Source organism: Streptomyces sp. NBC_01304, assembly GCF_035975855.1.
In the GTDB taxonomy this organism is placed as follows: Bacteria; Actinomycetota; Actinomycetes; order Streptomycetales; family Streptomycetaceae; genus Streptomyces.
The window spans coordinates 1,497,659-1,522,933 of the sequence record NZ_CP109055.1; the positions used below are offsets into that span (position 1 = coordinate 1,497,659).

25 protein-coding genes and 1 pseudogene are annotated in these 25,275 nt (G+C 72.1%); 15 read left to right on the forward strand and 11 right to left on the reverse strand.

The genetic code is table 11. From position 1 onward, the window contains the following. Positions 1–162: 162 nt before the first annotated feature. From OG430_RS06580 to OG430_RS06590, 3 genes are read left to right on the forward strand one after another with little or no spacing between them, the layout of a single operon-like run. Positions 163–1,452, forward strand: coding sequence for a sensor histidine kinase (locus tag OG430_RS06580; RefSeq protein WP_327351473.1), 1,290 nt, complete (start codon positions 163–165; stop codon positions 1,450–1,452). Next, entirely contained in the window at positions 1,449–2,132 is a 684-nt protein-coding gene (locus OG430_RS06585; RefSeq protein WP_327351474.1) for a response regulator transcription factor, read from the forward strand. Before OG430_RS06580 ends, OG430_RS06585 begins: the two co-directional genes overlap by 4 nt. Positions 2,133–2,172: 40 nt before the next feature. After that, positions 2,173–2,943: a transposase family protein gene (locus OG430_RS06590; protein WP_327351289.1), complete on the forward strand. Its 771-nt coding sequence runs from the start codon at positions 2,173–2,175 to the stop codon at positions 2,941–2,943. A gap of 250 nt (positions 2,944–3,193) precedes the next feature. Here the strand turns inward: OG430_RS06590 and OG430_RS06595 are convergent, their stop codons facing one another. The 3 genes from OG430_RS06595 to OG430_RS06605 are packed head-to-tail and all read right to left on the reverse strand — an operon-like array spanning position 3,194 to position 5,827. Next, a complete protein-coding gene (locus OG430_RS06595) occupies positions 3,194–3,850 on the reverse strand; it encodes a hypothetical protein (RefSeq protein ID WP_327351475.1) in 657 nt (218 codons plus the stop codon). A 28-nt stretch (positions 3,851–3,878) separates the two neighbouring features. Beyond that, entirely contained in the window at positions 3,879–4,136 is a 258-nt protein-coding gene (locus OG430_RS06600) for an acyl-CoA carboxylase subunit epsilon (RefSeq protein WP_327351476.1), read from the reverse strand. Then, positions 4,133–5,827: an acyl-CoA carboxylase subunit beta gene (locus OG430_RS06605; protein WP_327351477.1), complete on the reverse strand. Its 1,695-nt coding sequence runs from the start codon at positions 5,825–5,827 to the stop codon at positions 4,133–4,135. Before OG430_RS06605 ends, OG430_RS06600 begins: the two co-directional genes overlap by 4 nt. A 230-nt stretch (positions 5,828–6,057) precedes the next feature. On the opposite strand from OG430_RS06605, the gene OG430_RS06610 reads away from it, so the two are divergent. The 3 genes from OG430_RS06610 to OG430_RS06620 all read left to right on the forward strand — a co-directional run bounded on the left by OG430_RS06610 (position 6,058) and on the right by OG430_RS06620 (position 8,953). Then, positions 6,058–7,137, forward strand: a complete 1,080-nt coding sequence (locus OG430_RS06610) for a type III polyketide synthase (RefSeq protein ID WP_327351478.1) — start codon at positions 6,058–6,060, stop codon at positions 7,135–7,137. Positions 7,138–7,241: 104 nt separating this feature from the next. Beyond that, positions 7,242–8,402 carry a cytochrome P450 gene (locus OG430_RS06615; protein WP_327358975.1) on the forward strand — a complete coding sequence of 387 codons (1,161 nt, stop codon included), beginning with the start codon at positions 7,242–7,244 and terminating at the stop codon, positions 8,400–8,402. After that, positions 8,399–8,953 (forward strand): cupin domain-containing protein, encoded by a 555-nt coding sequence (locus OG430_RS06620; protein ID WP_442816440.1) that lies wholly within the window; start codon positions 8,399–8,401, stop codon positions 8,951–8,953. Before OG430_RS06615 ends, OG430_RS06620 begins: the two co-directional genes overlap by 4 nt. Before the next feature lie 59 nt (positions 8,954–9,012). On the opposite strand, the gene OG430_RS06625 is transcribed toward OG430_RS06620, so the two are convergent. From OG430_RS06625 to OG430_RS06640, 4 genes are all read right to left on the reverse strand, one after another. Then, complete coding sequence (locus OG430_RS06625; RefSeq protein WP_327351479.1) at positions 9,013–10,200, reverse strand: aminotransferase class V-fold PLP-dependent enzyme; 1,188 nt, start codon at positions 10,198–10,200, stop codon at positions 9,013–9,015. Between the two features lie 94 nt (positions 10,201–10,294). Continuing rightward, the gene (locus tag OG430_RS06630) at positions 10,295–11,395 is read right to left on the reverse strand and encodes a hypothetical protein (protein WP_327351480.1); all 1,101 of its coding nucleotides are present in this window, start codon (positions 11,393–11,395) and stop codon (positions 10,295–10,297) included. A gap of 118 nt (positions 11,396–11,513) precedes the next feature. Beyond that, positions 11,514–12,173 (reverse strand): response regulator transcription factor, encoded by a 660-nt coding sequence (locus tag OG430_RS06635; protein WP_327351481.1) that lies wholly within the window; start codon positions 12,171–12,173, stop codon positions 11,514–11,516. Further along, on the reverse strand, positions 12,146–13,447 hold the full coding sequence (locus tag OG430_RS06640) for a sensor histidine kinase (RefSeq protein ID WP_327351482.1): 1,302 nt from the start codon (positions 13,445–13,447) through the stop codon (positions 12,146–12,148). The genes OG430_RS06635 and OG430_RS06640 overlap by 28 nt, the downstream gene beginning before the upstream one ends. Positions 13,448–14,024: 577 nt before the next feature. Here OG430_RS06640 and OG430_RS06645 point away from each other — a divergent pair. Further along, entirely contained in the window at positions 14,025–14,747 is a 723-nt protein-coding gene (locus tag OG430_RS06645) for an ABC transporter ATP-binding protein (RefSeq protein ID WP_327358977.1), read from the forward strand. Then, a complete protein-coding gene (locus OG430_RS06650) occupies positions 14,741–17,194 on the forward strand; it encodes an ABC transporter permease (protein ID WP_327351483.1) in 2,454 nt (817 codons plus the stop codon). Before OG430_RS06645 ends, OG430_RS06650 begins: the two co-directional genes overlap by 7 nt. A 10-nt stretch (positions 17,195–17,204) precedes the next feature. Here the strand turns inward: OG430_RS06650 and aroQ are convergent, their stop codons facing one another. Further along, the gene (gene aroQ, locus OG430_RS06655) at positions 17,205–17,672 is read right to left on the reverse strand and encodes a type II 3-dehydroquinate dehydratase (RefSeq protein WP_327351484.1); all 468 of its coding nucleotides are present in this window, start codon (positions 17,670–17,672) and stop codon (positions 17,205–17,207) included. Positions 17,673–17,716: 44 nt separating this feature from the next. Here aroQ and mmuM point away from each other — a divergent pair, with 44 nt between their 5' ends. The 3 genes and pseudogenes from mmuM to OG430_RS06670 form a co-directional block, all read left to right on the forward strand. Then, positions 17,717–18,700 carry a homocysteine S-methyltransferase gene (gene mmuM / locus OG430_RS06660; protein ID WP_327351485.1) on the forward strand — a complete coding sequence of 328 codons (984 nt, stop codon included), beginning with the start codon at positions 17,717–17,719 and terminating at the stop codon, positions 18,698–18,700. Positions 18,701–18,828: 128 nt separating this feature from the next. After that, positions 18,829–19,920, forward strand: a complete 1,092-nt coding sequence (locus OG430_RS06665; RefSeq protein WP_327351486.1) for a WD40/YVTN/BNR-like repeat-containing protein — start codon at positions 18,829–18,831, stop codon at positions 19,918–19,920. 73 nt (positions 19,921–19,993) lie between these two features. Then, positions 19,994–20,227, forward strand: a pseudogene (locus OG430_RS06670) (uracil-DNA glycosylase); the annotation flags it as partial. 519 nt (positions 20,228–20,746) lie between these two features. Here the strand turns inward: OG430_RS06670 and OG430_RS06675 are convergent. Next, positions 20,747–21,199, reverse strand: coding sequence for a DUF5994 family protein (locus OG430_RS06675; protein ID WP_327351487.1), 453 nt, complete (start codon positions 21,197–21,199; stop codon positions 20,747–20,749). Between the two features lie 85 nt (positions 21,200–21,284). Between OG430_RS06675 and OG430_RS06680 the strand changes: the two genes are divergently transcribed. The 3 genes from OG430_RS06680 to OG430_RS06690 all read left to right on the forward strand — a co-directional run bounded on the left by OG430_RS06680 (position 21,285) and on the right by OG430_RS06690 (position 22,607). Continuing rightward, positions 21,285–21,635: a DUF5994 family protein gene (locus tag OG430_RS06680; RefSeq protein WP_327358978.1), complete on the forward strand. Its 351-nt coding sequence runs from the start codon at positions 21,285–21,287 to the stop codon at positions 21,633–21,635. 226 nt (positions 21,636–21,861) lie between these two features. Then, entirely contained in the window at positions 21,862–22,356 is a 495-nt protein-coding gene (locus tag OG430_RS06685; protein WP_327351488.1) for a DUF5994 family protein, read from the forward strand. Further along, the gene (locus tag OG430_RS06690; protein WP_327351489.1) at positions 22,353–22,607 is read left to right on the forward strand and encodes a hypothetical protein; all 255 of its coding nucleotides are present in this window, start codon (positions 22,353–22,355) and stop codon (positions 22,605–22,607) included. Before OG430_RS06685 ends, OG430_RS06690 begins: the two co-directional genes overlap by 4 nt. 216 nt (positions 22,608–22,823) lie before the next feature. Here OG430_RS06690 and OG430_RS06695 read toward each other — a convergent pair whose 3' ends face one another. Together OG430_RS06695 and OG430_RS06700 are read right to left on the reverse strand one after the other, a co-directional pair. Further along, positions 22,824–23,162, reverse strand: a complete 339-nt coding sequence (locus tag OG430_RS06695; RefSeq protein WP_327351490.1) for a MerR family transcriptional regulator — start codon at positions 23,160–23,162, stop codon at positions 22,824–22,826. A gap of 714 nt (positions 23,163–23,876) precedes the next feature. Next, positions 23,877–24,293 (reverse strand): DUF3662 domain-containing protein, encoded by a 417-nt coding sequence (locus tag OG430_RS06700; RefSeq protein WP_327351491.1) that lies wholly within the window; start codon positions 24,291–24,293, stop codon positions 23,877–23,879. Positions 24,294–24,478: 185 nt separating this feature from the next. Here OG430_RS06700 and OG430_RS06705 point away from each other — a divergent pair, with 185 nt between their 5' ends. After that, the gene (locus OG430_RS06705; RefSeq protein ID WP_327351492.1) at positions 24,479–24,904 is read left to right on the forward strand and encodes an STAS domain-containing protein; all 426 of its coding nucleotides are present in this window, start codon (positions 24,479–24,481) and stop codon (positions 24,902–24,904) included. Positions 24,905–25,275 lie beyond the last annotated feature (371 nt).

Consider the following 25,275-nt stretch of genomic DNA (forward strand, 5'->3'; position numbering starts at 1 on the left):
AGGCGCGGCCGTTCGCCGACCGCGTCGGCCGCGGCACCGACATGCGGCCCTTCGCGCGGACGATCCGGGCCGGGGGTCCTCCCCGCGACCTACTCCCGAGGGTCGCGGCCCTGGTCTCCGAGGCTGACGCGGGCTTGATGAGTTGAACTGCACAATGTGCCCGTGGACTTGGAGGCAGGGCACGGTTGGCGTCCGCAGCTGCGCGATGTGCTGCGTCGGGAGGAGGCGAGGCCCGCTCCGCCCTCGCGCAAGGCGCTGGCCGTGGATGCGGCGTTGGCGGTGATGCTGACCGCCGTCGCGCTGTTCGTGGCGGTGCGCTATCCCGACAGCGGGCTGATCACGGCGAACCAGGACGTTCCCTTCCCGCCTCCGGGGCCCCGGCCGCCCACGGGCAGAAGCATCCAGGTGGTGGCCGAGGAGACCTCACCGATCTGGCCGTTCGTCGTGCTGTCCGCGCTGCCGCTGGCGGGCCGGCGCCGCTATCCGCTGGCGGCGTTCGCCGTGGTCGTCGGCGCCACCCTGGTCATGGTCGACGACGCCGGCTGGATCAACGTGCTGACCTGTGTCATCGCGGCCTACAGCGCCGTCGTGCACAGCCGCCACCGCAGACGGGCGCTGGCCGCAATGCTCCTCGCGGCCGTACTGGCCGGTCTCGCGTTCCGGCGGACCGAACCCGTCCTTCCCGGCTGGTCGAGTCCGGTGGTCGTGCTGCTGACCGCGGGCGTCCTGGCCGGCCTGGTCCGGCTCTGGAAACAGCAGTTGGCCGCGAGCCGGGACCGCTACCTGTGGCTGCAGCAGACCCAGGAGGAGACCACGCGCCGGGCCGTCGCGGAGGAAAGGTCCCGGATCGCCGCCGAGCTGCACGACGTCGTCACCCACAATGTGAGCGTGATGGTGATCCAGGCGGGCGCGGCCCGCAAGGTGATGGACACGGCGCCCGAGCGGTCGAAGGCGGCGCTGCTCGCGGTCGAGGCCGGCGGGCGGGCCGCCATGGCCGAACTCCGCCATGTGATGGGCCTGTTGGCCGCCCCGGACCACGAGAGCCCCGACGGCCTGGCGCCGCAGCCCGGCCTGGGGCAGCTCGACGCCCTGGTCGAGCGGGTGCGTGCGGCCGGGGTGCCGGTCGAGGTCGAGGTGGCGCTCGCGCCGGACCCGCTGCCGTCCGGGATCGACCTCGCGGCGTACCGCGTCGTACAGGAGGCCCTCACCAACACGATCAAGCACGCGCCGGGCGCCGACGCGGCGGTCAGAATCACCTCCGTCGAGTACGTACTGGAGATAGAAGTGACCGACACCGGACCGGCGCGGGCGGAGCGGCCGGCGAGCGGGAACGGCCGTGGCCTGATCGGGCTGCGCGAGCGACTGGCCGTCTACGGCGGGGAGTTGACCGCAGGACCGACCCTCGCGGGCGGCTACCGGGTCAGGGCCCGAGTCCCCCGGGGGACCGCATGAGCCGCCCGCCGCTGCGCGCGGTCATCGCGGACGACCAGGCCCTGGTGCGTACGGGATTCGGGATGATCCTGGCCGCCGACGGCATCGAGGTGACGGCCGAGGTGGCCGACGGGGCCGAGGCGGTCGCCGCGTGCCGGCGCACCCGGCCGGACGTCGTGCTGATGGACATCCGGATGCCGCAGATGGACGGGATCGAGGCGACCCGGCACATCCTCGCCGACGCCGGCCCCGACCCCACCAAGGTGATCATGCTGACCACCTACGACCTCGATCACTACGTCTATGCCGCGCTCGCCGCCGGTGCCAGCGGCTTCCTGCTCAAGGACGTCACGCCCGAGCATCTGGTGGCGGCCGTACGCCTGGTGCGGACCGGCGACGCACTGCTCGCGCCGACGATCACCCGCCGTCTGATCGAACGCTACGCCCGGCACGACGAGGCCCAACCTCCCGCCCTGCACCGCGACTTGTCCGAGTTGACCCCGCGCGAGCTGGAGGTGCTGCGGCTGCTCGCGACGGGTCTGACCAACGCCGAACTCGCGGAGCGGCTGTTCCTCGGCACGACCACGGTCAAGACCCACATCGGCCGCATCCTGCAGAAGCTGGACCTGCGCGACCGGGTGCAGGCCGTGGTCCTGGCGTACGAGTCGGGGCTGGTCTCCCCTGGTGGCGACGGCTCCTAAAGCGTGTTGCACAAGGCTGTGATCTGGGCATCTCCGCTGTATGGCTGGGGTGTTGAGGGCAGAACGGGTGTGGGTGGAGACGTTCACCGGGCTGCGGGTGACGCAGTTTGCGCGGCTGCTGAAGGCGGTGCGCGAGCGCGGCGGCAACGGCACGCTGCAGGGCCGGCCGTGGAGTCTGCCGCTGGCCGAACGGGTGCTGGTGGTGGCGGTGTACTACCGCACGAACCTCACGATGCGGCAGCTGGGACCGCTGTTCGGTATCTCCTCGTCCACGGTCTGCCGGGTGATCCAAAGGCTCGGGCCGCTGCTCGCGCTCGAGCCGGCCTCCCGCCCGGCGGACGCACCGGAGCGACTGTGGATCGTGGACGGAACGTTGATCCCGGTCCGCGACCGGCAGGTCGGTTCCTCCAGCCGCAACTATCGGTTCTCGGCGAACGTGCAGGTCATCGTCGATGCTGACACCCGCCTGGTGATCGCTGCGGCCCGCCCGGTGCCGGGCACCACCGCGGACGCCCACGCCTGGCGGGCCTCCGGCCTCGCCGAGCACTGCCAGGGCGTCACCGTCCTTGGCGACGGCGCCTACACCAACACCGGTCTGGTCATCCCGCACCGCAAACGTCCCCGACGGTCCCTGCTACCGGGCGAAGAAGCGGACAACGCCGCGCACCGCAAGGTCCGCGCCCGCGTGGAGCATGTGATCGGCCGGATGAAGAACTACAAGATCCTCCGCGACTGCCGACAACGCGGCAACGGCCTCCATCACGCCGTCCAGGCCGTCGCCCACATGCACAACCTCGCCCTCGCATCATGACCAGAAGACCGCGATCACAGGCCCTGACCTGCCCGAACACAGCCTTGTGCAACACGCTTTAGGGCCTGTCTTCAAACTCCCGTCGTCGCCCGAAGGGCGGCCTTGCGGCGTCTGGTGCGTGCTCTCGGCGTGCCGGGTGGAAGTCCTCGTACTGGACGTACTTGGGCTTTCGCCCGGTGCGGCGAGCGTGCGTGCCAGGCGTCGCGAGGCAGACGGGAGTTTGAAGACAGGCCCTAGATCCTGGGGCCGCTCACTCGTCCCCGTCCAGCAAGTGCTGAGGCACCGACCGGAACGCCCAGTTGCCGCCCGTGCGCGTGAACTCCCAGACCAGGTCGAAGCGTTCGGGCCACTTCCCGGGAACTCCCCGGGCCTGCGCGGCGCCCAGCGCCCGCACGATCGCCGGGATGCGGGAGTGCTCCCAGCTGATGAGCACGGGAGCCTTCGCCGCCAGTGCCGCGGTGGCGAGCCGGGTCTCCTGCCCCTCCGCGACGGAGGTGTCCACGGGGAGGTGCAGCGCCTTGCTCAGCGGGGTCACGGTCTGGCGCATCCGGTGGGCGCCCGCGTGCGGGCCCGTGTCGGCCGCAGCGAAGAGCGTCGCGGGCCTCGGCAGCTTCGGCGCGGGCCGGCCCGGCTCGGCGGCGAACAGGCGGGGCAGCGCGTCCGCGCGCCGCCATCCGCGCCGGGTCAGCGACTTCTTGTCGGGCCTGCCCGCCTCGTCGACGCCCTGCTCGCCGTGGCCCGGCTTCTCCCCATGCCGGATGATCATGATCGTGGTGTCGCGCCCGGCGTCCGAGACCGTGGCCTCGGGGCTCTGGTGGCCACCGCCGCATCCGGTCAGCGCGGCCAGGACGGTCAGCGCGAGTGCCGCCAGGACCTGTCGGCGGGCGACGCCCCTGCCTCGTACCACTTCTCGTCCCCTTCGCTCCGTTCCGATGTCAGCTGCGCCAGGACCCGGCCGGACCGTGGCCGTACCTGCGTCGGTCCCAGCCCGCGCGGCGCGGACGGCGGGCCCGGTGCTCCTCGGCCTGGCGGCGTGCGATCAGCAGGCTCAGGACGGCCGTCAGTGCCGCGAGCTCGTCGGGGTCGGGCTCTCCGCTGACGACGCGCATGTCCAGCGAGTCCGGGGCCGAGTCCGAGTCCGGATCCGGTACGGGATCCGCGTCCGGATCCGGCACCGCGTCCTGGTCGCTCACAGCGGAGGGTTCCCGTGCTTGCGGGACGGCACGTCCTCCTGCTTGGCCCGCAGCATCGCGAGCGACCGCACGAGGACGTCCCGGGTCTCGGCCGGGTCGATCACGTCGTCGACCAGGCCCTGTTCGGCCGCGCGGTAGGGGTGCATCAGCTCGTCCTCGTACTGCCGTGTCAGCTGCGCCCGCAACGCGGCGGGGTCCTCGGCGTCCGCGAGCTCCTGCCGGAAGGCGTCGGCGACGGCCTGGCCGGCACCTCGCGCCGCGATCTCGTTGGCGGGCCAGGCGAACGCCAGGTCGGCGCCGACGGAGCGCGAGTCCATCACCACGTACGCGCCGCCGTACGCCTTGCGCAGCACCACCGACACCCGCGGCACGGTCGCGTTGCAGTAGGCGTAGAGCAGGTGCGCGCCGTGCCGGAGCAGACCGCCGAGCTCCTGCTCGACGCCGGGCAGAAAGCCGGGTACGTCCACCAGCGTGACCAACGGGATGTTGAACGAGTCGCACGTCGACACGAACTTGGCGGCCTTCAGGGAACCGTGGGCGTCCAGCGCACCGGCGAGCGACTGCGGCTGGCTGGCGACGATGCCGGTGACCTCGCCGTCGAGCCTGACCAGGGCGCAGACAACGTTGGTCGCCCATTGCTCGTGCACCTCGAACAGGGCGCCGTCGTCGACGATTTCGGCGATCACCGTGCGCATGTCGTACGGCTGCCGCGGATCGGCCGGCACGAGATCGATCAGCGCCTCGCAGCGCCGGTCGGGCGGGTCGGCGCTGGGCACGGCCGGCGGGAACTCCCGGTTGTTGGACGGGAGGAGCCCGATGAGGCGGCGTACGGCGACGAGGCAGGTCTCCTCGTCCTCGTACGCGAAGCCCGCGACGCCCGAAGTCGTCGTGTGCACGCCGGTGCCGCCGAGGTCTTCGGCGGTGGTCCGCGCCCCCGTCGCGGACTCGACGTTCTCGGGGTCGGTGACCACCAGTTGCGCAAGGCCCTCGACCATGAAGACGAAGTCGGTCAGTGCCGGGGAGTACGAGGCGCCGCCCGCGCAGGCCCCGAGCACCACGCTGATCTGCGGGATGACACCCGACGCGCGGGCGTTGCGGCGGAAGATGCCGCCGTACTGGGCGAGCGAGGCGACTCCTTCGAGGAGGCGGGGGCCGGCCGAGTCGCAGAGGCTGACCAAGGGGGCGCCCGCCGCCTCGGCGCGGTCCATCACCTTGTGGATCTTCTGGGCGTGGGCCTCGCCGAGCGCGCCCTGGAAGATCCGCGCGTCGTGTGCGTACAGGAAGACCGTGCGGCCCTCGACCGTGCCCCAGCCGGTGACGACGCCGTCGGTGTAGGGGCGGTCGTCCGCCAGGCCGAACGCGGTGGCGCGGTGGCGGCGCAGCGGTTCGGTCTCCGTGAAGGAGCCGTCGTCCAGGAGGAGGGCGATGCGTTCGCGTGCGGTGAGCTTCGTGGGAGTGGGGGCGGGGCCGGGTGCGATGTCCGGGCCCGCGGCGATCTCGTCCTTGACCCAGCGCAGTTCGGCGGCCCTGAGCGCCGACTCCGGGGGACCGTCGTCCTGCTCGGTGAACACCGCGGGCGCGGGCGCCTCGGACGGGGGTGCCGCGGGCAGGGGCGACGGTGCGACGGGCGACGGTGCGACGGGGCGGCGCACCGTGTCCGCGACGATCGCCGGCTCCTCGACCTCGGTCATCGGGAGACCTCCAGCCCCACACGGAACATGCGTAGCCCTCATGTTCCGCCGGGGCCCCGGTGACGGCATCCGGGGTCTGCCATTCGGGTTGCCCACCGGGGTTCGGGGGCGCCGCGCGAGCAAGGGGCGCTGTCACTGGTTCGGAGCAGCCCGATTAGGGATGCCCCCTGTGACGCGAGTGATAGTGAGTGCCTGGTTCATCGCTCGGGGCAACAGAAGGGCTTACCTCCATGGCGACTCTGTGCAGGCCTGCGGTCGACGTTCCGGAGCATGTGATCACCATGGAGGAGACGCTGGAGCTGGCGCGCTCCGTGCACGCGGACCACGACCAACTGGAGCTCGCGCTGCGCCTGATCGAGAACACCGGTGTGCAGAAGCGGCACATCATCCAGCCCATCGAGGTGACCCTGCGCCACCCCGGCTTCGAGGCCCGCAACGCCACCTACCAGGAGGCGGCGAAGGAACGCGTGCCCCCGGTGATCCTCCGGGCCCTCGCCGACGCCGACCTCACGGCGGCCGACATCGACGTCATCATCTACGTGTCGTGCACCGGGTTCATGATGCCGTCCCTGACCGCCTGGTTGATCAACAACTTGGACTTCCGCTCCAACACCCGCCAGATACCCATAGCCCAGCTCGGCTGTGCCGCAGGAGGCGCGGCCGTGAACCGGGCACATGACTTCTGCACGGCCTATCCCGAGGCCAACGCGCTCATCGTGTCCTGCGAGTTCTGCTCGCTCTGCTACCAGCCGACCGATCTGGGCGTCGGCAATCTGCTGTCCAACGGACTGTTCGGGGACGGCGTCGCCGCGGCCGTCGTCCGCGGGCAGGGGGGCACCGGCATCTCGCTGGAGCGCAACGGCTCGTATCTGGTGCCCGACACCGAGAGCTGGATCATGTACGACGTTCGCTCCACCGGATTCCACTTCCAGCTCGACCGGCGCGTGCCCGGCACGATGGAACCGCTCGCTCCCGCGCTGAAGGAGATGGCGGTCCAACACGGCTGGGACGCCTCGGAGTTGGACTTCTACATCATCCACGCGGGCGGGCCGCGCATCCTGGACGACCTGAGCAAGTTCCTGGGGGTGCCGCCGGAGGCGTTCCGCTTCAGCCGGGCGACGCTCACCGAGTACGGGAACATCGCCAGCGCCGTCGTCCTCGACGCGCTGCGCCGGATGTTCGACGAGGGTGGCGCGCAGGACACGGCACGCGGGCTGCTCGCCGGGTTCGGGCCCGGCATCACCGCGGAGATGTCGCTCGGCCGCTGGACCACCACGGGCCGGCCCGGAGCGCGAGGAGGCACCCGGTGACCAGCGAGACCACGACCGGCCGCCGCGAGGGCACCGCCGCCGCGCCGCCCGGCTGCCCCCAGGGCGTCGCCGCCGACCTGCCCCCGATCCGCGACTGGCCCGCCATGGAGCTGCGCGGCGTCGACTTCGACCCGGTCCTCGCCGAGCTGATGCGCGAGGGCCCGGTGACCCGGATCCGGCTGCCGCACGGAGAGGGCTGGGCCTGGCTCGTCTCCCGTCACGGCGACGTACGCGCGGTGACGAACGATCCGCGGTTCAGCCGCGCCGCCGTGATGGAGCGCGATGTCACCCGGCTCGCCCCGCACTTCATCCCCAGCAAGGAAGCGGTCGGGATGCAGGATCCGCCCGACCACACGCGGATGCGCCGGGCGGTCGCGCCCGCGTTCACCAGCCGGGGGGTCGAGCGGCTGCGGACCCGCGCGCAGGAGATGCTCGACGAGCTCGTGGACGCAGCTCTGCAGGACGGGCCGCCCGCCGATCTGACCGAGCGCCTGCTCGCGCCCTTCCCGCTGGCCGTGGTCTGCGAGCTGATGGGCGTGCCGGAGACCGACCGGCCGCAGCTGCACGAGTGGACGACGCGCATCCTGTCCTCGTCCGAGGGCCGGGAGCTCAGTGAGCAGGCCAAGGGCGCGATGTGCGGGTACTTCGCCGAGCGGCTGCGCGAGCGCGGCGCCGACGGCGGCGAGGACGTGGTGGGGCTGCTCGCGGCCGCGGTGCACAGCGGCGAGGTCAGCGAGTCGGAGGCGGTGGGCCTGGCGCTGCTCATCCAGATCGGCGGCGAAGCGGTCACCAACAACACCGGGAACATGGTGTACATCCTGCTCACGCAGCCGCATCTGCTTCAGCGGCTGCGCGCCGAGCCCGAGTTGCGGCCCTCCGCCCTCGACGAGCTGCTGCGCTTCATCCCGCACCGGAGCTCCGTCGGCCTTTCGCGGATCGCGAGGGAGGACGTGACGGTCGGGGACATCACGATCCCGGCGGGCGACGCCGTGTACGTCTCGTATCTGGCGGCCAACCGCGATCCGGACGTCTTCCCCGACCCGGACACCGTCGACTTCGAGCGCAGCCCCAATCCGCATGTGGCGTTCGGGCACGGGCCGCACTACTGCGTGGGCGGCATGCTCGCCCGCCTCGAACAGGAGCTGTTGCTCGACGCGCTCGTCGACCGGTTCCCCGGCCTGCGCTTCGCGGTGCCCGAGGCGGAACTGCGCTGGCGCCCGGGCGCGTTGATCCGCGGTCCCGAGGGATTGCCGGTGACCTGGTGACGGCCGCTCCCCCTCCCCTGTCGCGGCCCGACGGCCTCCTGGTGCCGAGCGGACACGGCCGTACGCTGCGCACGCCCGCCCAGGAGGTCACCTTCAAGGTCACCGGTGAGCACTCCCGGGCGGCGTCCAGCTTCGAGGTGGTGGTGCCGCCCGGGTTCGACGTGGGGGCCCATGTGCACACGCGCAGCGAGGAGTTGTTCTACGTCCTCGAGGGCGAGCTCGACGTACTGGCCTTCGAGCCCCGGGTGCGGACGAGCGACAGCTGGGAGCACTGGGAGTCGCCCTCCGGCCGGCGCACCGTGCGGGCCACGCCGGGCACCGTGATCGTGGTGCCGCCGGGCTGTCCGCACGCGTTCGCCAACCGCTCCGGCAAGCCCGCGAAGATGTTCTTCCAGGCCTCGCCGCCGCCCGATCACGAGCGGTACTTCGAGGAGTTGCTGGCCCTCCTCGACTCGCCGCCCGCGCCCGGCGCCGTCGACCATGCGGCGATCGCCGAGCTGCGGGCGCGGTACGACATCGAACAGCTGACGCCGCTGCGGCACGACGTGTAGTTCTTCGGGGCCGGGCCTGATTCAGGGCCCTGCCCGGGCCTGTTCAAGGCCCAGCCGGTTCAGTGCCCGGCCTTGCGTGCCACCTCGGCGAACACCTCCAGGGCCCGGTCCACCTCGGCCTCGGTGTTGTAGTAGTGCGGCGACAGACGCACCAGCGGGTGTACGCCGCCGCGGTCCTCGGCGTCGAACTGGGTGTGCTCGGGCGAGGTCGTCGAGACGTTGATGTCGTGCTGGGCGAGGGCCGCGGCCACCTCCTCCGTCGGCACACCCTCGACCTTCGCGGTCACGATCGCGCACTTGTCGCGGCCCAGGTCGTACGTGCCGACCCCGGTGATCCCGTCGAGCCCGTCGCGCAGCCGGCCGCCGAGCCGGACGGCCCGCTTCCCGATCTCGTCCAGGCCCAGGTCGAGCGCCTGGCGCACCGCCTCGTTCAGGCCGAGCACGTTGGCGCCGCTCATCTCCCAGGTGGCGAACCGCCGCGCCCCCTCCTGCCAGGTGAAGCCGCGCGCGCCGTCCCAGGTGGCGGCCTCGATCTCGACGACGAAGGGGTCGAGCCGGTCCAGGAAGTCCGTACGCACCCACAGGAAGCCCAGGCCGCGCGGGCCGCGCAGGAACTTGCGGCTGGTGGCGGTGAGCATGTCGCAGCCGATCTCCGCCACGTCGACGGGGAACTGGCCCACCGACTGGGTGGCGTCCAGGAGATACGGCACGCCCGCGGCCCGGGTGATCCGGCCGATCTCGGCGGCCGGGTTGACCAGGCCGCCGCTGGTCGGGACATGGGTGATCCCGACCAGCTTGGTGCGCTCGTCGATCATCTCGGCGAGGGCGGCGGTGTCGATCTGCCCGGAGGCGTCGTTCGGCACCACGACGACCTCGGCACCGGTGCGCCTGGCGATCTGGAGGTAGGCGAGTACGGCACTGCCGTACTCGTTGCGGCCGGTCAGGATGCGGTCGCCGGGCTGGAGGTCCAGCGAGTAGAACGCGGCGTTCCAGGCGTGCGTGGAGTTGTCGAACAGCGCCACCTCGTCGGCCCGGCCGCCGACGAGACGGCCGATCAGGTCGTACGTCTCCTCGAATCGCGCCCGCTCCCGGGCGGCGGCCTCGTAGCCACCGATGGTGGCCTCGAGCTCCAGATGGCCGGTCATCGCCTGCAGGGTCTGCCGTGAAAGGAGGCCCGCTCCGGCGCTGTTGAGGTGGGTGCGGTGGGCGCAACCCGGGGTGTCGCGGCGGAGTGCTTCGACGTCCATGCGGTTCTTTCCTCCTGCTTGCTCTGCGCTGCCGCGCCTGGTGCTGCCCGGGGTTGGTGGTGTCCGGGGTTGGTGGTGTCCTGGGTTGGTGATGTCACCAATCGCCGTCGGCCACCGGATTTCCCGGCTCCGGTGCGTCCTTGAGCGGTTTGGTCTGGCCCGGTGACGGCTGCTGCCACGGCTCGTGGTCGTCGCCCAGCCAGTCGCCGACCGGCTTCACGCCCTCCAGGGTGTCCGTGGGGGCCAGGTCCTCGGAGTCCGCGTCGTAGTAGTCGAACCACGGCAGTCCCGCCCGGGTGTACGCGGCCCGGTCGACCGGGGACGCGGGCGCCGGTTCTCCCGTGATCCGCCGCCACTCCGGCGGCGTCACGAGGTGGACGAAGACCCGGCCGGCCGCCTCCGTCGCCCAGTCCGTGAGGGGCCGGTCGTCCTTGTAGACCTCCTGGCGCATGGTGCCGCCGACGCCGAGGCCCATGGCGGCGGGCTTGGCCGGCCCGCCCGCTCGGGCCTTGAACCGCGCGGGCGCCGGCACGCCCCCGGGCGCCGGGGGTGCGGACATGGGCATCGCCGCCCCGTATCCGCCACCTGCCGCCCCGTATCCGCCACCTGCCGGCCCGTCGGCGGACATCCAGTCGATCCGCTCGGCGGCCTGGCGCCGCTGCTCCTCGCGCAGGCGCGCGAGGACTTCGTCGTTCAGCGGACGTGACTGCAGCTGTACGCCGCCCCAGTGCTCCTCACCGGTGACCTGGCCCTCGACCGTCGCACCGAGTCCGAGCGGGACGGCGACGAACTGACGGACCGTGCCGTCACCGGAGTTGATGCCGTCCAGCCAGGGCTGCCTCGGCAGCACCACATAGTTCTGCGGCTTCTTGACCAGCCGGTCGCTCCAGGGCTTTCCGGACACCGCGCACACCTTGCCGACGCCGACCTGGAGTGCGGCGGGCTCGCCAGCGGAGAACCGCAGCCACATGGCCTCGCGCAGATACACGGGGAGCATGACCCCGCCGCGGGCCAGCCACTCGGGCGGCACGGTGTCGGGGTAGTCCTCGACCCGGCGCAGCGGGAAGCGGCCGAGCCCCGGCGGCAGGGCATGTGTTCCCTTCTCCGGCAGCCGAAGGGTGCGGATGAACTGGATGTGCACGCCTCCGGGCAGCGTCAGGCCGTCCCCGTCGATGCGTACGGTCCCTGTGGCCATGAACCCGTCCCCCTCGTCGCTGTGTGTCCTTGCCGAACACCTCCGCAGGGAGAACGCCCCGGGCCCTTCCCGTGGTTCCGCGCGGACGGTCTCAGCTGCGCGGATTCGCGGGCCGGGATCAGCTGCGCAGGAAGGCGAGTACGGCCAGTACGCGGCGGTGCGTCTCGTCGGCGGGCGGCAGGTCGAGCTTGGCGAAGATGCTGCTGATGTGCTTGCCCACCGCGGCGTCGGACACCACGAGCTCGCGGGCGATCGCGCCGTTCGACTTGCCCTGCGCGATGAGAGCGAGGACTTCGCGTTCGCGCGGGGTGAGCGCGGCCAGCGGATCGCGCCGTCTGCGCAGGAGTTGGCGTACCACTTCGGGGTCGACGACAGTGCCGCCGTCGGCGACGTCCCGCAGCGCGTCGAGGAACTCCTCGACCTGGCCGACGCGGTCCTTGAGGAGGTAGCCGACGCCCGATCCGTCGCCGGAGTCGAGGAGTTCGGCGGCGTACGCGCGCTGTACGTACTGGCTGAGGACGAGCACGGGCAGGCCGGGGCGCTGCGCGCGGAGCTCGACCGCGGCCCGCAGGCCCTCGTCCTGGAAGCCCGGGGGCATGCGGACGTCGGTGAGGAGGATGTCCGGGGTGTGTGCGCGTACGGCGGTGGTGAGGGCGTCCGCGTCGCCGACCGCGGCGACCACCTCGTGCCCGAAGCGCTCGAGGAGTCCGACCAGGCCCTCGCGGAGCAGCACGCTGTCCTCGGCCAGCACTACGCGCAGCGTTCGGTCCACTCGCAAGGGATCTCCACGGGAATCTCCACGGCCAGCACGGTCGGCCCGCCCACCGGGCTGGACAGGGAGAGTCTGCCATCCAGGACCGACACCCGGTCGCCGAGCCCGGTCAGGCCGGTGCCGTCGCGCGCGTCGGCACCCCCGGTGCCGTCGTCGCTGATCTCCATCGTCAGCTGTCCGTCCCGGTGTCCCATGCGTACTTCGGCGCGCTCGGCGCCGCTGTGCTTGGCGATGTTGGCGAGGGCTTCGCAGACGACGAAGTAGGCGGCGCTCTCCACCGGTTGCGGCAGCCGGCCCGGCAGGTCGGCGGTGACGTCGACCGGGACGGGAGAACGGTCGGCGGCGTCGGCGACCGCTGCCTCCAGGCCGTAGTCCGCGAGGACTTGGGGGTGGATGCCGTGGATCAGCTCGCGTATCTCGTCGAGTGCCGCCTGGGCCTGCTCGTGCGCCTTGGTGAGCTGGTCGGCGAGCGGGCCCGGCGGGGCGTCGAGGCGGGCGAGGCCGAGGGCCATGCTGAGGGCGACGAGGCGCTGCTGGGCGCCGTCGTGCAGGTCGCGCTCGATGCGGCGGCGCTCGGCCTCGAAGGCGTCCACCAACCGGACGCGGGAGCGCGCGAGTTGGGTGACCCGCTCCCCCAGTCCCGGGTCCACGGGGGCGATGAGGAGCCGGGTCAGGGCGGCCCGGGCCCCTGCGGCAACCGTGAGGGCGTAGACGCCGACGCCGAACAGGACGAGACCGAGAACCGCGATCGCCCATGCGGCGGGGTAGCTGGTGAGCGTCCAGGTCTTGAGGATCTTCACCTCTTCGCCGTGGCCGACGGTGGCCATGAGCGCGGGTGCGGCGGCCATCGTCAGGGGCGCGCCGAGCAGTACGGCGACGAGCAGGGCGTCCAACGGCCAGAGCACGAGCGCGAACAGCACGGTGTAGCCGAGCTCGCGCCAGGTGGCCTGCTCGGTGAAGCGGAGCCGGGCCCAGGCGCGCAGGCCCGGCTCGGCGGGGGCCCGGTGCGGGTCCGCGGCCGGCGCGTCGTCGACCAGCCTCAGCCGTCGCCGCTCGACCAGCGCCACCGGCAGGCCGCCGAGCGCGGTCAGGGCGAGCAGGGGCAGCCCGATCAGCACGAGGCTCAGCACACCGCCCGTGACAAGGGCGGCAAGCAGGCCCACCAGGACCGCGATACCGAGCGGAATCCCGGTGAGCAGATAGCCGGCCGACCGCCAGGGCCAGCCGGAGCGCAGGAACCCGCGTGCCGCGAGGGCCTGCCACACATTCGTCGGACGCATGCGACCACCGTAGAAGGCACGGCTGACCTGCGGCCATCGCGCCAGGGCTAGGGCTGGGGGTAGTGCTGGCACTACCCCCAGGACTCGCCCGGGCACTGATGTGCGGGGCGCTGTCGGACGGTGGAGTTGGGGCATGACGAAATCCACCGCCACGGCCACGGAATCCACCGGCGCTTTTCCTCGCGGGGGCCGCAACACATCACGGGACGGGACGGCTCGGGCAGCCCTCGGCGGAGCGACCGACGGGGCCGCCGGGGGCTCCCCCGGGAGCTCGATCGGGACCTCGGCCGGGAGCCCGGCCGGCGAGGCCGGCACGGCGGCCCACCCGAGCCCGGCGCAGCAGATCGGGCCAGGCCGGGGCACTGGCCCCGAAGGCCGCGAAAGACAACCCGGGGGTGCCGACTCCGCCCGGGCCCATGGGGGCGCCTCGCGGGCGGGATCCGCCCACCTCGGCGCACTTCGCGCGCGCCGGGCCCGGCGAATCTTCCGCAGGGCTGATGCCACAGCCCCGCACCACGCCCACCCTGCCCCGACGGACGCCCCGGTCGAAGCGCCCGCCACCACGCCCGTCGACGCGATAAGTCTGCGCTCGGTCAGCCGCGTCTTCGGCAGCGGCGACGGTGCCGTCAACGCGCTCGACGGCGTGTCGCTCGCGTTCCCCCGTGCCTCGTTCACCGCCGTCATGGGTCCTTCCGGCTCGGGCAAGTCGACGCTGCTGCAGTGCGCGGCCGGCCTGGACCGGCCGACCTCGGGGACGGTGACCGTGGGCGGCACCGAGCTGACGGGGCTGAGCGAGACCCGCCTGACGCTGCTGCGCCGGGACCGCATCGGGTTCGTCTTCCAGGCGTTCAACCTGCTCCCCTCGCTCACCGCGGAGCAGAACGTGGCGCTGCCGCTGCGACTCGCCCGCCGCCGTCCCGCGCGGGCGCAGGTCCGCGAGGTGCTCGAGCGGGTCGGGCTCGCGGAGCGCGCCCGGCACCGGCCGAGCGAGCTCTCCGGCGGTCAGCAGCAGCGCGTCGCCCTCGCCCGCGCGCTGATCACCCGGCCCGACGTGCTGTTCGCCGACGAGCCGACCGGCGCCCTCGACTCGGGGACCGGCCGCGAGGTCCTGGCGATGTTGCGCCGCATGGTGGACCAGGAGGGCCAGACCGTCGTCATGGTCACCCACGACCCGGTGGCCGCCTCGTACGCGGACCGTGTCCTGTTCCTCGTGGACGGCCGGGTCTCGGGCGAACTGGCCGCGCCCACCGCCGAATCGGTGGCCGCGCGCATGACGCGACTGGAGGCCGCCCCGTGCTGAGCATCGCCCTGCGCACGCTGCGCACCCGCTGGATCACGTTCGTCGGGACGTTCGTCGCCCTCGCCCTGGGCGTCGGCCTCATCGCCACCATGGGCCTGGGCCTCGCCTCGACCCTGGACGCACCGGAGCAGCGGCCCGAACGCTTCGCGGCCGCGCCCTTGGTGGTCCGCGGCACTGACACCCTGCGCGTGCCCATCCGGCACGGCGAGAAGACCAAGCAGCTGGATCAACCTCGCCCGCTCCCGCAGGAGTTGGTGAGGAAACTCTCCGCGCCCGGCAGGGCCGTGCCGGACCGGTCCTTTGCGGTACGCGCCCCCGGCGGGCCCGCCGCCCTGGTGGGCCACCCCTGGTCCACCGCGGCGTACGCACCGTACGAGATCGGCGCGGGGCGCGCCCCGGCCGCGTACAACGAAGTTCTGGTGACCGGGGATTGGGCCCGGACCGGCGACCGGCTGAAGACCGACCGGGGCCCGGTGACGGTGGTCGGCACGGCACCCGACCGGGGCTTCGAGGACGCCATGTTCTTCACCGACGCGCGCGCCGCACAGATTTCGCCGCGCGTCGACGCCCTGGTCGTGGACGCGCACCCCAAGACAGTGCGCAAGCACCTCGGGGACGTACCCGCCCAGGTCCTCACCGGCAGTGCGCGGCATCTCGCCGACGCCGATCCGGAGCGCGACAAAGAGGCGCTTGTCGCGGTGAACGCGCTGCTCGGGACGGCGGCCGGGGTCACCGGGTTCGTGTCGGTGTTCGTGGTCGCGTCCACGTTCGCGTTCGCCGTGGCGCAGCGCAGGCGGGAGTTGGGGCTGCTGCGTACGGCCGGGGCGACACCTCGGCAGATTCGCCGCATGGTGCTGTCGGAGGCCCTGCTGGTCGCGGTGCTCGCGTCGGCGGCGGGCTGTGCGCTCGGCCGGTTCGGAGCTCCGCTGCTCGCCGGCTGGATGGTGGACGGCGGTGTGGCGCCGCGCTGGTTCGCGATCGGCGACCACGCGTGGCCGTATCACCTGGCGTTCTGGACGGGGCTCGGCGTGGCGCTCGCCGGTGTCGTCGCCGCGTCGCGGCGGGCCGGGCGGGTCGGGCCGACGGAGGCGCTGCGCGAGGCGGCGGTCGACCACAAGGCGATGACCGCGGGGCGCTGGACATGTGGCGGCGCACTGCTGCTGACCGGCCTGGGGCTGCTCGTGTTCGCGCTGCTGGACAATCCGGGCGAGCTGCTCGGCCGCAAGGCGTACACGAGCCGGCCGATGCTGCTGATCACCGCGTTCGCACTGCTCTCGCCCGTCCTGGTACGGCCGTTGACGCGGCTCCTCGGCTGGCTGCCGGCCCGGTTGCCGGGCGCGGTCGGCATGCTCGTACGGGAGAACGCGGCCGCGGCGGTCCGGCGTACGGCGGCGATCGCCGCCCCCGTGCTGGTCACCGTCGCTCTCACCGGCTCGCTGTACGGGGCGACCGCGACCCTGAACGAGGCGAAGGCCCGCGAGGTGCGCGCCCACACAGCCGCGGACTTCGTCCTCACCAAGCCCGGGGACGCGGTGTTCGACACGGCGACCGTGGACCGGGTGCGCCAGGTGCCCGGGGCCGTCACCTCGGCGACCGGGTCGAGTTCCGTCTTCGTCCTGGAGGAGGGCACCGCTCTGCTCAAGTCGGACGCCCGCTCCGCCGACCCCGCGGCTCTGGCCGCCGTCGCCCGGCTCCCCCTGGCGGCAGGCAAGGTGAGCGACCTGGACGACCGCTCCGTCATCGTCAACGAGGAGTGGGAACGTCACCGGGTCGGGCAGCGCGTCGACATCTGGCGGGCCGACGGCACCAAGGTCGCGCTGCGGATAGCCGCCGTCCTGCGCACCGGCACCGGCAACAACGGCGTCTACGTCACCCCGCACAACGCGGCGGGCGCCCCCGTCGACCGCATCGACGTCAAGCTCGCACCCGGCGCGCAGGCGAGGGCGGTGGCCGACCGGCTGAGGGCCGCCGTCGAACCGTCGGGCGGCCGGGTGCTCACCAAGGACCAATGGGTGGCGGCCGGTTACCCGACGACGAACGAGCACACCCGGCTCGGCTACCTGGTCGTCCTCGGCATCGCCCTGGTCTACACGGGCATCGCGCTGGCCAACACCCTGGTGATGGCCACATCGGACCGGAAGCGCGAACTGGCCGCACTGCGTCTCGCGGGAGCGACGCCGCGGCAGGTGCTGCGCCTGGTCGCCGCCGAGTCCGCCACGGTGGTCGCGGTCGGCGCGCTGCTCGGGGCGGCGGTCGCCGCGCTCAATCTGCTCGGCATATGGGGCGCGCTCGGGGTGCTGCGGGTGCCCTCGCCACTGCTGGTGCCCTGGCGGGAGATGGGCGCGGTCGCCGGAGCGTGTGCGGCGCTCGCGGTGATCGCCGCGGTGGTGCCCGCCGCGTTCGCACTGCGGCGCAGGCCTGCGGAGCTCGCGGGGATGCGGGAGTGAGGCAGCCCGTTCAGGCCTTGGCCTGCTCGGCTGCGGCCAGGCGGTGCAGACCCTGGACGGCCAGACGGTAGCCCTCCGTACCGAAGCCGACGACGATGCCGGCGGCGGCCGGCGAGAGGTAGGAGTGGTGCCGGAACGGCTCGCGGGCGTGCACGTTGGAGATGTGCACCTCGATGACGCGCAGGCCCGTGCCCTTGATCGCGTCGTGCAGGGCGACGGAGGTGTGGGTGTAGGCGCCCGCGTTCAGGACGGCGCCGATCAGGCGGCCCGCCCGCTGTTCCTCGCCGGCCTCGTGGATCCAGTCGAGCAGCTGCCCCTCGTGGTTGGACTGCCGGCAGTCCGCGGTCAGCCCCAGCTCGGCGGCCGTCTCCTGGCACAGGGCCTCGACGCCCTTAAGGGTCTGCGCGCCGTAGATGCCGGGTTCGCGGGTGCCCAGGAGGTTCAGGTTGGGGCCGTTGAGGATCAGTACGGATGCCATGGTCACAGCCTACGGCGGTACGGCGTCGGGGTTAGCGTCGGACTATGACCACTGGTCCGAGTGTGAGCTCAGCCCCGCAGCCGCCGCCCGGCCCCTCCTTGCCGGACGCGGTCGCGGCAGGCCCGGTCGTGCTCGACGGCGGCCTGTCCAACCAGCTCGAATCCGCCGGGCACGACCTGTCCGACGCGCTCTGGTCGGCCCGGCTGCTCGCCGACCGGCCCGAGGCGGTCGTGGACGCGCATCTGGCGTACTTCGCGGCGGGCGCGAGTGTGGCGATCACGGCGAGCTACCAGGCGACGTACGAGGGTTTCGCGCGGCACGGCATCTCTGCCGCGCGGACCACCGAACTGCTCGCCCTGAGCGTGGAGTCGGGCCGCGAGGCGATTCGGCGGGCAGGGGCCCAGGGGGTCGCGCGGCCGTTGTGGGTGGCGGCATCGACGGGTCCGTACGGGGCGATGCTGGCGGACGGCTCCGAGTACCGGGGGCGGTACGGGCTCGGCGTGGCCGAGCTGGAGCGGTTCCATCGGCCCCGGCTCGAGGCGCTGGCCGCGGCCGGGCCCGATGTGCTGGCCCTGGAGACGGTGCCGGACACGGACGAGGCCCGGGCCCTGCTGCGGGCGGTGCGCGGGCTCGGCGTACCCGCCTGGCTGTCGTACAGCGTGAGCGGCGGGCGGACCCGGGCCGGGCAGCCGCTGGAGGAGGCGTTCGCGCTCGCGGCCGGGTCCGAGGAGGTCTTCGCAGTCGGCGTGAACTGCTGTGCGCCCGAGGACGCGGACGCCGCGGTGGCCCTGGCGGCGCGGATCACCGGGAAGCCGGTGGTGGTGTACCCCAACAGCGGGGAGCGGTGGGACGCGGAGCGGCGGAGGTGGCGCGGCCCGGGGACGTTCGCCGCAGGCCGGGTGGCCGGATGGGTGCGTGACGGGGCGCGGCTGGTCGGGGGCTGCTGCCGAGTGGGGCCGGAGGACATCGCGGCGCTGGCCTCCCAGGTGGGCGAGAAGCCGGAAAATGGCTGGTCAGAGGCGTTCTGAGGCTCGTTGTCAGTGCCGGGGTGCAGACTGAGCTGTGTCCTGAATCACACGTGGACGACTGCCGTGGAAAGCGTCACGAACAGCCGGCGTGGACAGCGCAGTCACCACACGTCCCGGAGGTGGTCGGCATGGCCGACGTACTGCTCACCGTAGGCACCCGCAAAGGACTCTTCATCGGCCGCAGGCGCGGCGGCACCTGGGAGTTGACGGGGCCGCACTTCAACGCGCAGGCGGTGTACTCGATCGCGATCGACACCCGGCGCGCCGCACCCCGGCTCCTGGTCGGCGGGGACAGTGCGCACTGGGGGCCGTCGGTCTTCCACTCGGACGACCTCGGCGAGACCTGGACCGAGCCCGCCAAGGCCGCCGTCAAGTTCCCCAAGGACACCGGGGCTTCGCTGGAGCGGGTGTGGCAGCTGCACCCGTCCGCGGCCGAGCCGAACGTGGTGTGGGCGGGCACGGAGCCCGCGGCGCTGTACCGCTCCGAGGACCGGGGCGAGACCTTCGAGCTCGTACGTCCCCTCTGGGAGCATCCGACGCGCTCCAAGTGGGTGCCGGGCGGCGGCGGTGAGGGGATGCACACGATCCTCACCGACGCGCGGGACAAGGACGCGGTGACGGTCGCCGTGTCCACGGCCGGGGTGTTCCGGACGCTGGACGGCGGGGCGAGCTGGGCGCCGTCCAACTCCGGGGTGTCCGCGGTGTTCCTGCCCGATCCGGACCCGGAGTTCGGGCAGTGCGTGCACAAGGTGGCCCGGGACTCGGTGGAGCCGGACCGGCTGTATCTGCAGAACCACTGGGGGGTGTACCGGTCGGACGACGCGGGCGCCAAGTGGGTAGACATCGGCGAGGGCCTGCCCTCTACGTTCGGGTTCGCCGCGGCGACCCATCCGCATCGCGGGGACACGGCCTACGTCTTCCCGATCGAGGCCGACTCGGACCGGGTGCCGGCCGGGCGACGATGTCGCGTCTACCGCACGGCGGACGCCGGAAGGTCCTGGGAGGCGCTGTCGGCGGGGCTGCCCGAGGGCGACCACTTCGGCACGGTGCTGCGGGACGCGCTGTGCACGGACGACGTCGACCACGGGGAACCGGCCGGGGTGTACTTCGGGAACCGGAACGGCGAGGTGTACGCGAGCGCGGACGACGGCGACAGCTGGCAGCAGCTCGCCTCGCATCTGCCGGATGTGCTGTGTGTACGAGCCGCGGCCATCGGTTGATCCGGGGCCCCGGTACGCCAGTAGAGTGACGCGCCGTAATTCCCGACCCACCTTGTGAAGCGAGCAATCCTCTGTGGCCGCACGACCGTTGAAAGAAATCGTCGAACCCGGCTGGGCGCAGGCACTGGAGCCCGTGGCCGAACGGATCGCCGCGATGGGCGACTTCCTGCGCGGGGAGATCGCCGCGGGGCGCACCTATCTGCCGGCCGGGGCCAATGTGCTGCGCGCGTTCCAGCAGCCGGTCTACGACCTGGCACCGGGTCAACGGGGGGACCCGCTCAGCTTCCCACGGCGAGCGGCCCCGCTCCCGGTCCGGTGGGGGCGGTCGGTCAGCAGCGGGCCGCAACGCATACCCTCTCTCATGGGGCGAACCCGCCCCTCCGTGCCGTGCCTGCCGCAGAACAGCCCCTGACGGAAATCCGAGGAACATCGCCAGGGGCCACTGCGGCGAGAGAACGCGCTCCCCAATCGGCGTCTCCTCGCCTACCTCGTCCCCTGCGGCTCCAGAGCGCGGGAGTGCCCTGGTGGTGACCGCCCGAAGGGGCGAGGCGCCGGAACCGCGCGTGTCGGCGCCGCGGATCCGGCCGTCTCCAGGACCGCACCCGGGGTCGTGGGGCACGTAGAGGGGGCACCTACCCGCCCTCAGGCCCGACATGTATCAACTTCCCTTCTTCATACATCAGTTGCTGGCGCACTCGCCCGCCCGTTGTCCTTCCGGACCACGGCTCACCGCCCGGCGACGACCAAGGCGCACCGCGAGCCGCCGCGTTGTGGCCGGTACGCGCGCACCTGCGATCTGCGGCCATCCGAACCGGCCGGGGGGCTGCTACAGGGAATGCCGATACTTCGGCCATCCCGGCCCTCTCACACGCGGCGGCGGTTCCCACCCGTACCCGCCGCACGCACCATGACCGGCACCGCGGCCTCCCCGGTCGAATCCGGGAGCGACGAGCAGGTCCCAGCGCCCGTGTCCGGGGCGACGAGGACGACGGTGTGCGCGGCCGGTGGCCGTCAGGCGCCTGCACAGACGGAAGACCTGGCCGGCGACGAACATCCGGCCCGGCGTCGTCGGCCACATCTGGCCGATGGGCAAGACGCTGGCGATGTGACCCCAGATGCGGGGCAACCCGTCGAGCAGGGCTGGGAATTCGGCGAGCAGGTCGTACGAGCGCTGCCACCATCCCCGTCGATGGCGCCGGGCCCGCCGGCGTGGGGCGCCAGGCGCAGGCGGAGCTGGGGCAGGGGCAGGGGCAGAGAGAAAAGCGGGGGTGCGGGGCAAGGGTCATGGGGTGCGGCTCCTGCCGCTGCCCTGCTCGGACTGGTGGTTGATAGGTGGTTCGCGGGTGGTTGAGGAAGAGCGTCAGATGCGGCGGGCAGCGACGGGGGCGGGGGCGGCCGACGCACTTCGCTTGCCAGCCCGAGGCGTTCGAGGACACGGACGACGGCCGACAGATCGATCCAGCCGCGTTCCAAATCGGCGTGATGGAGGTTGCGCCGGCTCTCGCCGAAGGAGAGCCGGGCCAGCGGCCACAGGTCGGTGGCCCCGCCCGCACACCATCCGGCTCTTCTCACACGACACAGTCCGCTGGGACCTGCTCGTCGTCCCGCCACAGAGCAAGGCCGGCGCGGCCGCCCGGCTGATGGCCGCGGCAGCCGATCCCGCCCTACGCCTCACCGGTACCGCTCTGATGGCGACCGTGGGTCCGACCAGCTGACGATCCGGACCTGTCGGGTGGCGACGGGCTCGTCACCGACCCCCTCCGCAGGAGTACCGTGGAGACACCAAGGGCACTTCGCACTCCGGCTTCCACGCGGGTCTCGTCCTCGGTGAGCAATGGCATCGGGGACGGCCGCCGCGTCGCCCCGAGACGGGTTCGCATCATGACCGCGACCACCACGTCTACCCGCACCCCTCCTTCACCTCCCCCCTCCGTGGCCCGTGTGGCGCTGAAGTCCCCGACAGGCCACGGCCTGCTCGACGGCGCTTGGTGGCCCCGTTCACGTGACCTGGCCAGCGAGCTGCCCGCCCTGGCGGACGTGCTCGATCCGCTGTGGGGCCGCATCACCCGCGTCGCCGTCAATCCGACGCTCTGGCCCGTCGTCCCGCGTAGGGTGACCGTCCGCGACCGCGTACTGAAGGTCGGCTGGTTCACCCCTCAAATCGACCCGCACAAGCTGCTGTTGCTCTCCTACAGGGCCGGCCGCTGGGACCTCCTGGTGATCCCGCCCGAGACGGACGCCGCGACCGCCACCCGGCTCATGACCGCCGCCTGCGCCCCGGACGGGCCCCCGCTGACCGCCACCGCTCTCGTCGCCGCCGAGATCGCGCGCCACCACGACGCCGTGGGCGATCGGCTGCAGGACACGGAGGAATCATGGGAGTACGAGGGCGGTGCGACCTCCACCCACGCCGTCGCCACAGCCGCGGGGCGGTGACCGCCAAGGACACCGCACTCGCCGCGTACGTGAACCACCGTCTCGACGCGCAGCACGCCGAAAGGATCGACTTGCGTACCAACAGCCGCGCCCTGCCCGACCGCCGCACCCCCGCCGAACCGAAGGACGGCAGCACGTCGCCTCCCCCGCCGGTCGCCCCGGCCGACCGGCACGACCATCGCGACGGGGGCCGCGGGCGGTTCCCGGCGCGCCGCCACCGTGACCGCACCACGCACAAACAGGCCCGCTGAGCCAGGCCGCGCCCAAAGGACCGCGACGGGAGTCCCGATGGCCCCGATGTATCTGCGCAGGCGCACCCGGTGGCAGGCCGAACAGCAACGGGAAACCGTCGCCGATCCATACGTCACGGCGTCACGCAGCGCCACCGGGGGGGCGGCGACCACCCGGACCCCCGGCACGGGAAGGGCAGTATTGCCCGGGATGCTGTGGCGTTCCGCCCCAGCGTCTCAGGCTGGGGAAGTCGGATTCGTCGAGTCGGTGGCGCGGCGGTATTGGGCGTTGATGCGCTGGGCTTCTTCGAGCTGGTCTTCGAGGATGATGATGCGGCAGGCGGCCTCGATGGGGGTGCCCTGGTCGACGAGTTCCCGCGCGCGGGCCGCGATGCGCAGCTGGTAGCGGGAGTAGCGGCGGTGTCCGCCCTCGGAGCGCAGCGGGGTGATCAGGCGGGCTTCTCCGATGGCGCGCAGGAAGCCCTGCGTGGTGCCGATCATCTCGGCGGCCCGGCCCATGGTGTAGGCGGGGTAGTCGTCGTCATCGAGCCGGTTGAACGAGTCGTCTGCTGTCATTTGCACCTCTCTGTGGAAACGCGTCGAGGGGCCCTGGTGCCGTACGGCACCAGGGCCCCGAAGGAACTGCTACACCATCTGCCGACCCTAGAACTGCGTCGGCCTTCTGTGTCCGCACGCCCACCCGGGAGAGGGCGGGGAATGCGGGGATCGCGGTTGCTTGACCGGAGACCACCTCACTATCGATGTCCTGCGGTACCCGGGCTCAAGGCTTCCACCCGGGCGATCCTGATGGCGCTCGGCTCCTCCGTTCTTCCCTCTTGATCAACTACTTACCGAAGGGACTGCGTACTGCTGGTACTGCGAACTGCACTTGCGGGTACTGCAACTGCGCTACCGCTGGTGGCAGCCCCTGATCACTGTGGGCCACCCGGTCCGGTCGTCAGCCCCGTCGCCGTCCTGCAACACCTGGCTCCGGAACTCCACCACCGAACCGTCCTGCACTCTGCTGCCCGGCAGTTCGTGTCTGTCGGGCCTCTCTGGATCTCACCTACGAGAGAAACCATAACCACGCCACCATCCAATGTCTACTCCGGCCGACATAGATTTTCGCGCGTTCGTGAGGTAGTCGAGCCGCCAGGCTGAGGGCTGTGCCGCGGTACGAGGTGGCGGGCATCGACGAGCCAGAGACCAGGGTGAAGTCACGCTCCCGGCTCGGCCAGGTGACCGCTTGCCCCCCTCGGCATCCGTCCTGCATCCGGCTCCGGGCGGGGCTCAGGTCCGAGCCTGCGGCGGGCCGCCTTGTTCACCTCGGCATTGTGCGGGCGTGATGCGGCTGCCGATGCGGTAGCGGCCGACGGCTGCGCTGTGCACGGGGGTGAGCCGGACGGAGATGGGACCGGCGAAGGTATACCCCTGCTCGGCGGCGTGCCGGCGCACCTGTGTGGCGAGCTGCCGTGCCACCTGGGCACTGCTGGCCGCGAGTTGACGGTGCGACTCCGGGGGAAGCTCGATGACGAAGGTATTGGGTACCAGGGTGCGCCGGCGGTCCAGGATCAAGGCGCGGTTGTCGCACTCCCGGCGGAGCATCCCCACGACCTCTGCCTGCTTGCGGGTGGGCGGTGTCAGCAGCGCCCACAGGGCGTCGGACCATCGCTCCATGGCGCATTCCAGGGTGGTGAGGTTTCTCATTTTGTTCCGCTGCCCACCGAAATGCGGGGCAGGCTCCTCCATATGAGTGCCGTGCAGTCGGGCACCGTGAGCACACGGCACCGCTGCGAGAGCGGGCGCGGCCTGTCTCGCCCAGTGCGCAGCAGGTGCCGTCGTGCGGGGACTTGTCGCGTCGAGGTCGCAGGCGAAGGCAGGATGGAGGTGTGATGCCCACGCAGACCCACCGCTTGACCATCACCGACGTCGCGAGTAGCGAGGCGTGCGCGGTCCTTCGCGTCAGCGGCGAACTCGACCAGAGCTGCGAGCAGTTGTTCATGGGCACCATCGGCGCATGTGTCGACGCCGGCCATTGTCACTTGGTCCTTGATGTCACGGCTCTGACCTTCTGCGACTCGCAGGGGCTGAACTGTTTGCTCGCCATCCGGTGGCTCCTTGAACGTCGAGGCGGCAAGCTCCTGCTGGCCGGCGCGGGTCGACGGCTGAGTGAACTCCTGGCGCAGACGGGCAGCACCAGCCTGCTTCCTGTCCATCGAACGGTGAGCCAGGCCCTCCAGGATCTGCCACCAGCACACCGGCCCAACTGGCCACCGGCACCACGACCGCCAGGGGGAAGGGCTCGAGACACGCGGTAGCAGAAACGCACAGTCGGGTGTCCGTCGCCCGGCCGGATGCCGTGGACAGTGCATGCCGACGCCCTGGGTGGGTGGCACGGAAGGGAAGGGAAGCTCGTGGTCTGCGAGGTCCCCGTCCGTAGTTCGAGGCACGGTGACCGTCTCGGGGTGTGCCCGAAGTGGCCGTCATGGCATCGGCCGGGATGCCTGAGGCGCTCGCGCAACGCGCATGAAAGGCAATCACAGCGGTGTCCAAGTTGGCGCCCTGCGGCCTGTGACGACACCACACGGTGGTTTTACGCTCGTGGCAGCTGGACACAGACCCCCATCCTGATCAGCGTCAGCGGCTCGCTGTGCCGCGCGCCTTGCCCTGACCGTGCCGACCGGTGCAG

Bases quoted from the DNA above. Each gene is read 5' to 3' on its own strand.
- OG430_RS06585 (WP_327351474.1), top strand. From the start codon at position 1,449: ATGAGCCGCCCGCCGCTGCGCGCGGTCATCGCGGACGACCAGGCCCTG.
- OG430_RS06590 (WP_327351289.1), top strand. From the start codon at position 2,173: ATGGCTGGGGTGTTGAGGGCAGAACGGGTGTGGGTGGAGACGTTCACC.
- OG430_RS06605 (WP_327351477.1), bottom strand. From the start codon at position 5,827: ATGACCGAGGTCGAGGAGCCGGCGATCGTCGCGGACACGGTGCGCCGC.
- OG430_RS06610 (WP_327351478.1), top strand. From the start codon at position 6,058: ATGGCGACTCTGTGCAGGCCTGCGGTCGACGTTCCGGAGCATGTGATC.
- OG430_RS06615 (WP_327358975.1), top strand. From the start codon at position 7,242: ATGGAGCTGCGCGGCGTCGACTTCGACCCGGTCCTCGCCGAGCTGATG.
- OG430_RS06625 (WP_327351479.1), bottom strand. From the start codon at position 10,200: ATGGACGTCGAAGCACTCCGCCGCGACACCCCGGGTTGCGCCCACCGC.
- OG430_RS06630 (WP_327351480.1), bottom strand. From the start codon at position 11,395: ATGGCCACAGGGACCGTACGCATCGACGGGGACGGCCTGACGCTGCCC.
- OG430_RS06640 (WP_327351482.1), bottom strand. From the start codon at position 13,447: ATGCGTCCGACGAATGTGTGGCAGGCCCTCGCGGCACGCGGGTTCCTG.
- aroQ (WP_327351484.1), bottom strand. From the start codon at position 17,672: ATGGCATCCGTACTGATCCTCAACGGCCCCAACCTGAACCTCCTGGGC.
- mmuM (WP_327351485.1), top strand. From the start codon at position 17,717: ATGACCACTGGTCCGAGTGTGAGCTCAGCCCCGCAGCCGCCGCCCGGC.
- OG430_RS06665 (WP_327351486.1), top strand. From the start codon at position 18,829: ATGGCCGACGTACTGCTCACCGTAGGCACCCGCAAAGGACTCTTCATC.
- OG430_RS06680 (WP_327358978.1), top strand. From the start codon at position 21,285: ATGCGGCGGGCAGCGACGGGGGCGGGGGCGGCCGACGCACTTCGCTTG.
- OG430_RS06695 (WP_327351490.1), bottom strand. From the start codon at position 23,162: ATGACAGCAGACGACTCGTTCAACCGGCTCGATGACGACGACTACCCC.
- OG430_RS06700 (WP_327351491.1), bottom strand. From the start codon at position 24,293: ATGAGAAACCTCACCACCCTGGAATGCGCCATGGAGCGATGGTCCGAC.
- OG430_RS06705 (WP_327351492.1), top strand. From the start codon at position 24,479: ATGCCCACGCAGACCCACCGCTTGACCATCACCGACGTCGCGAGTAGC.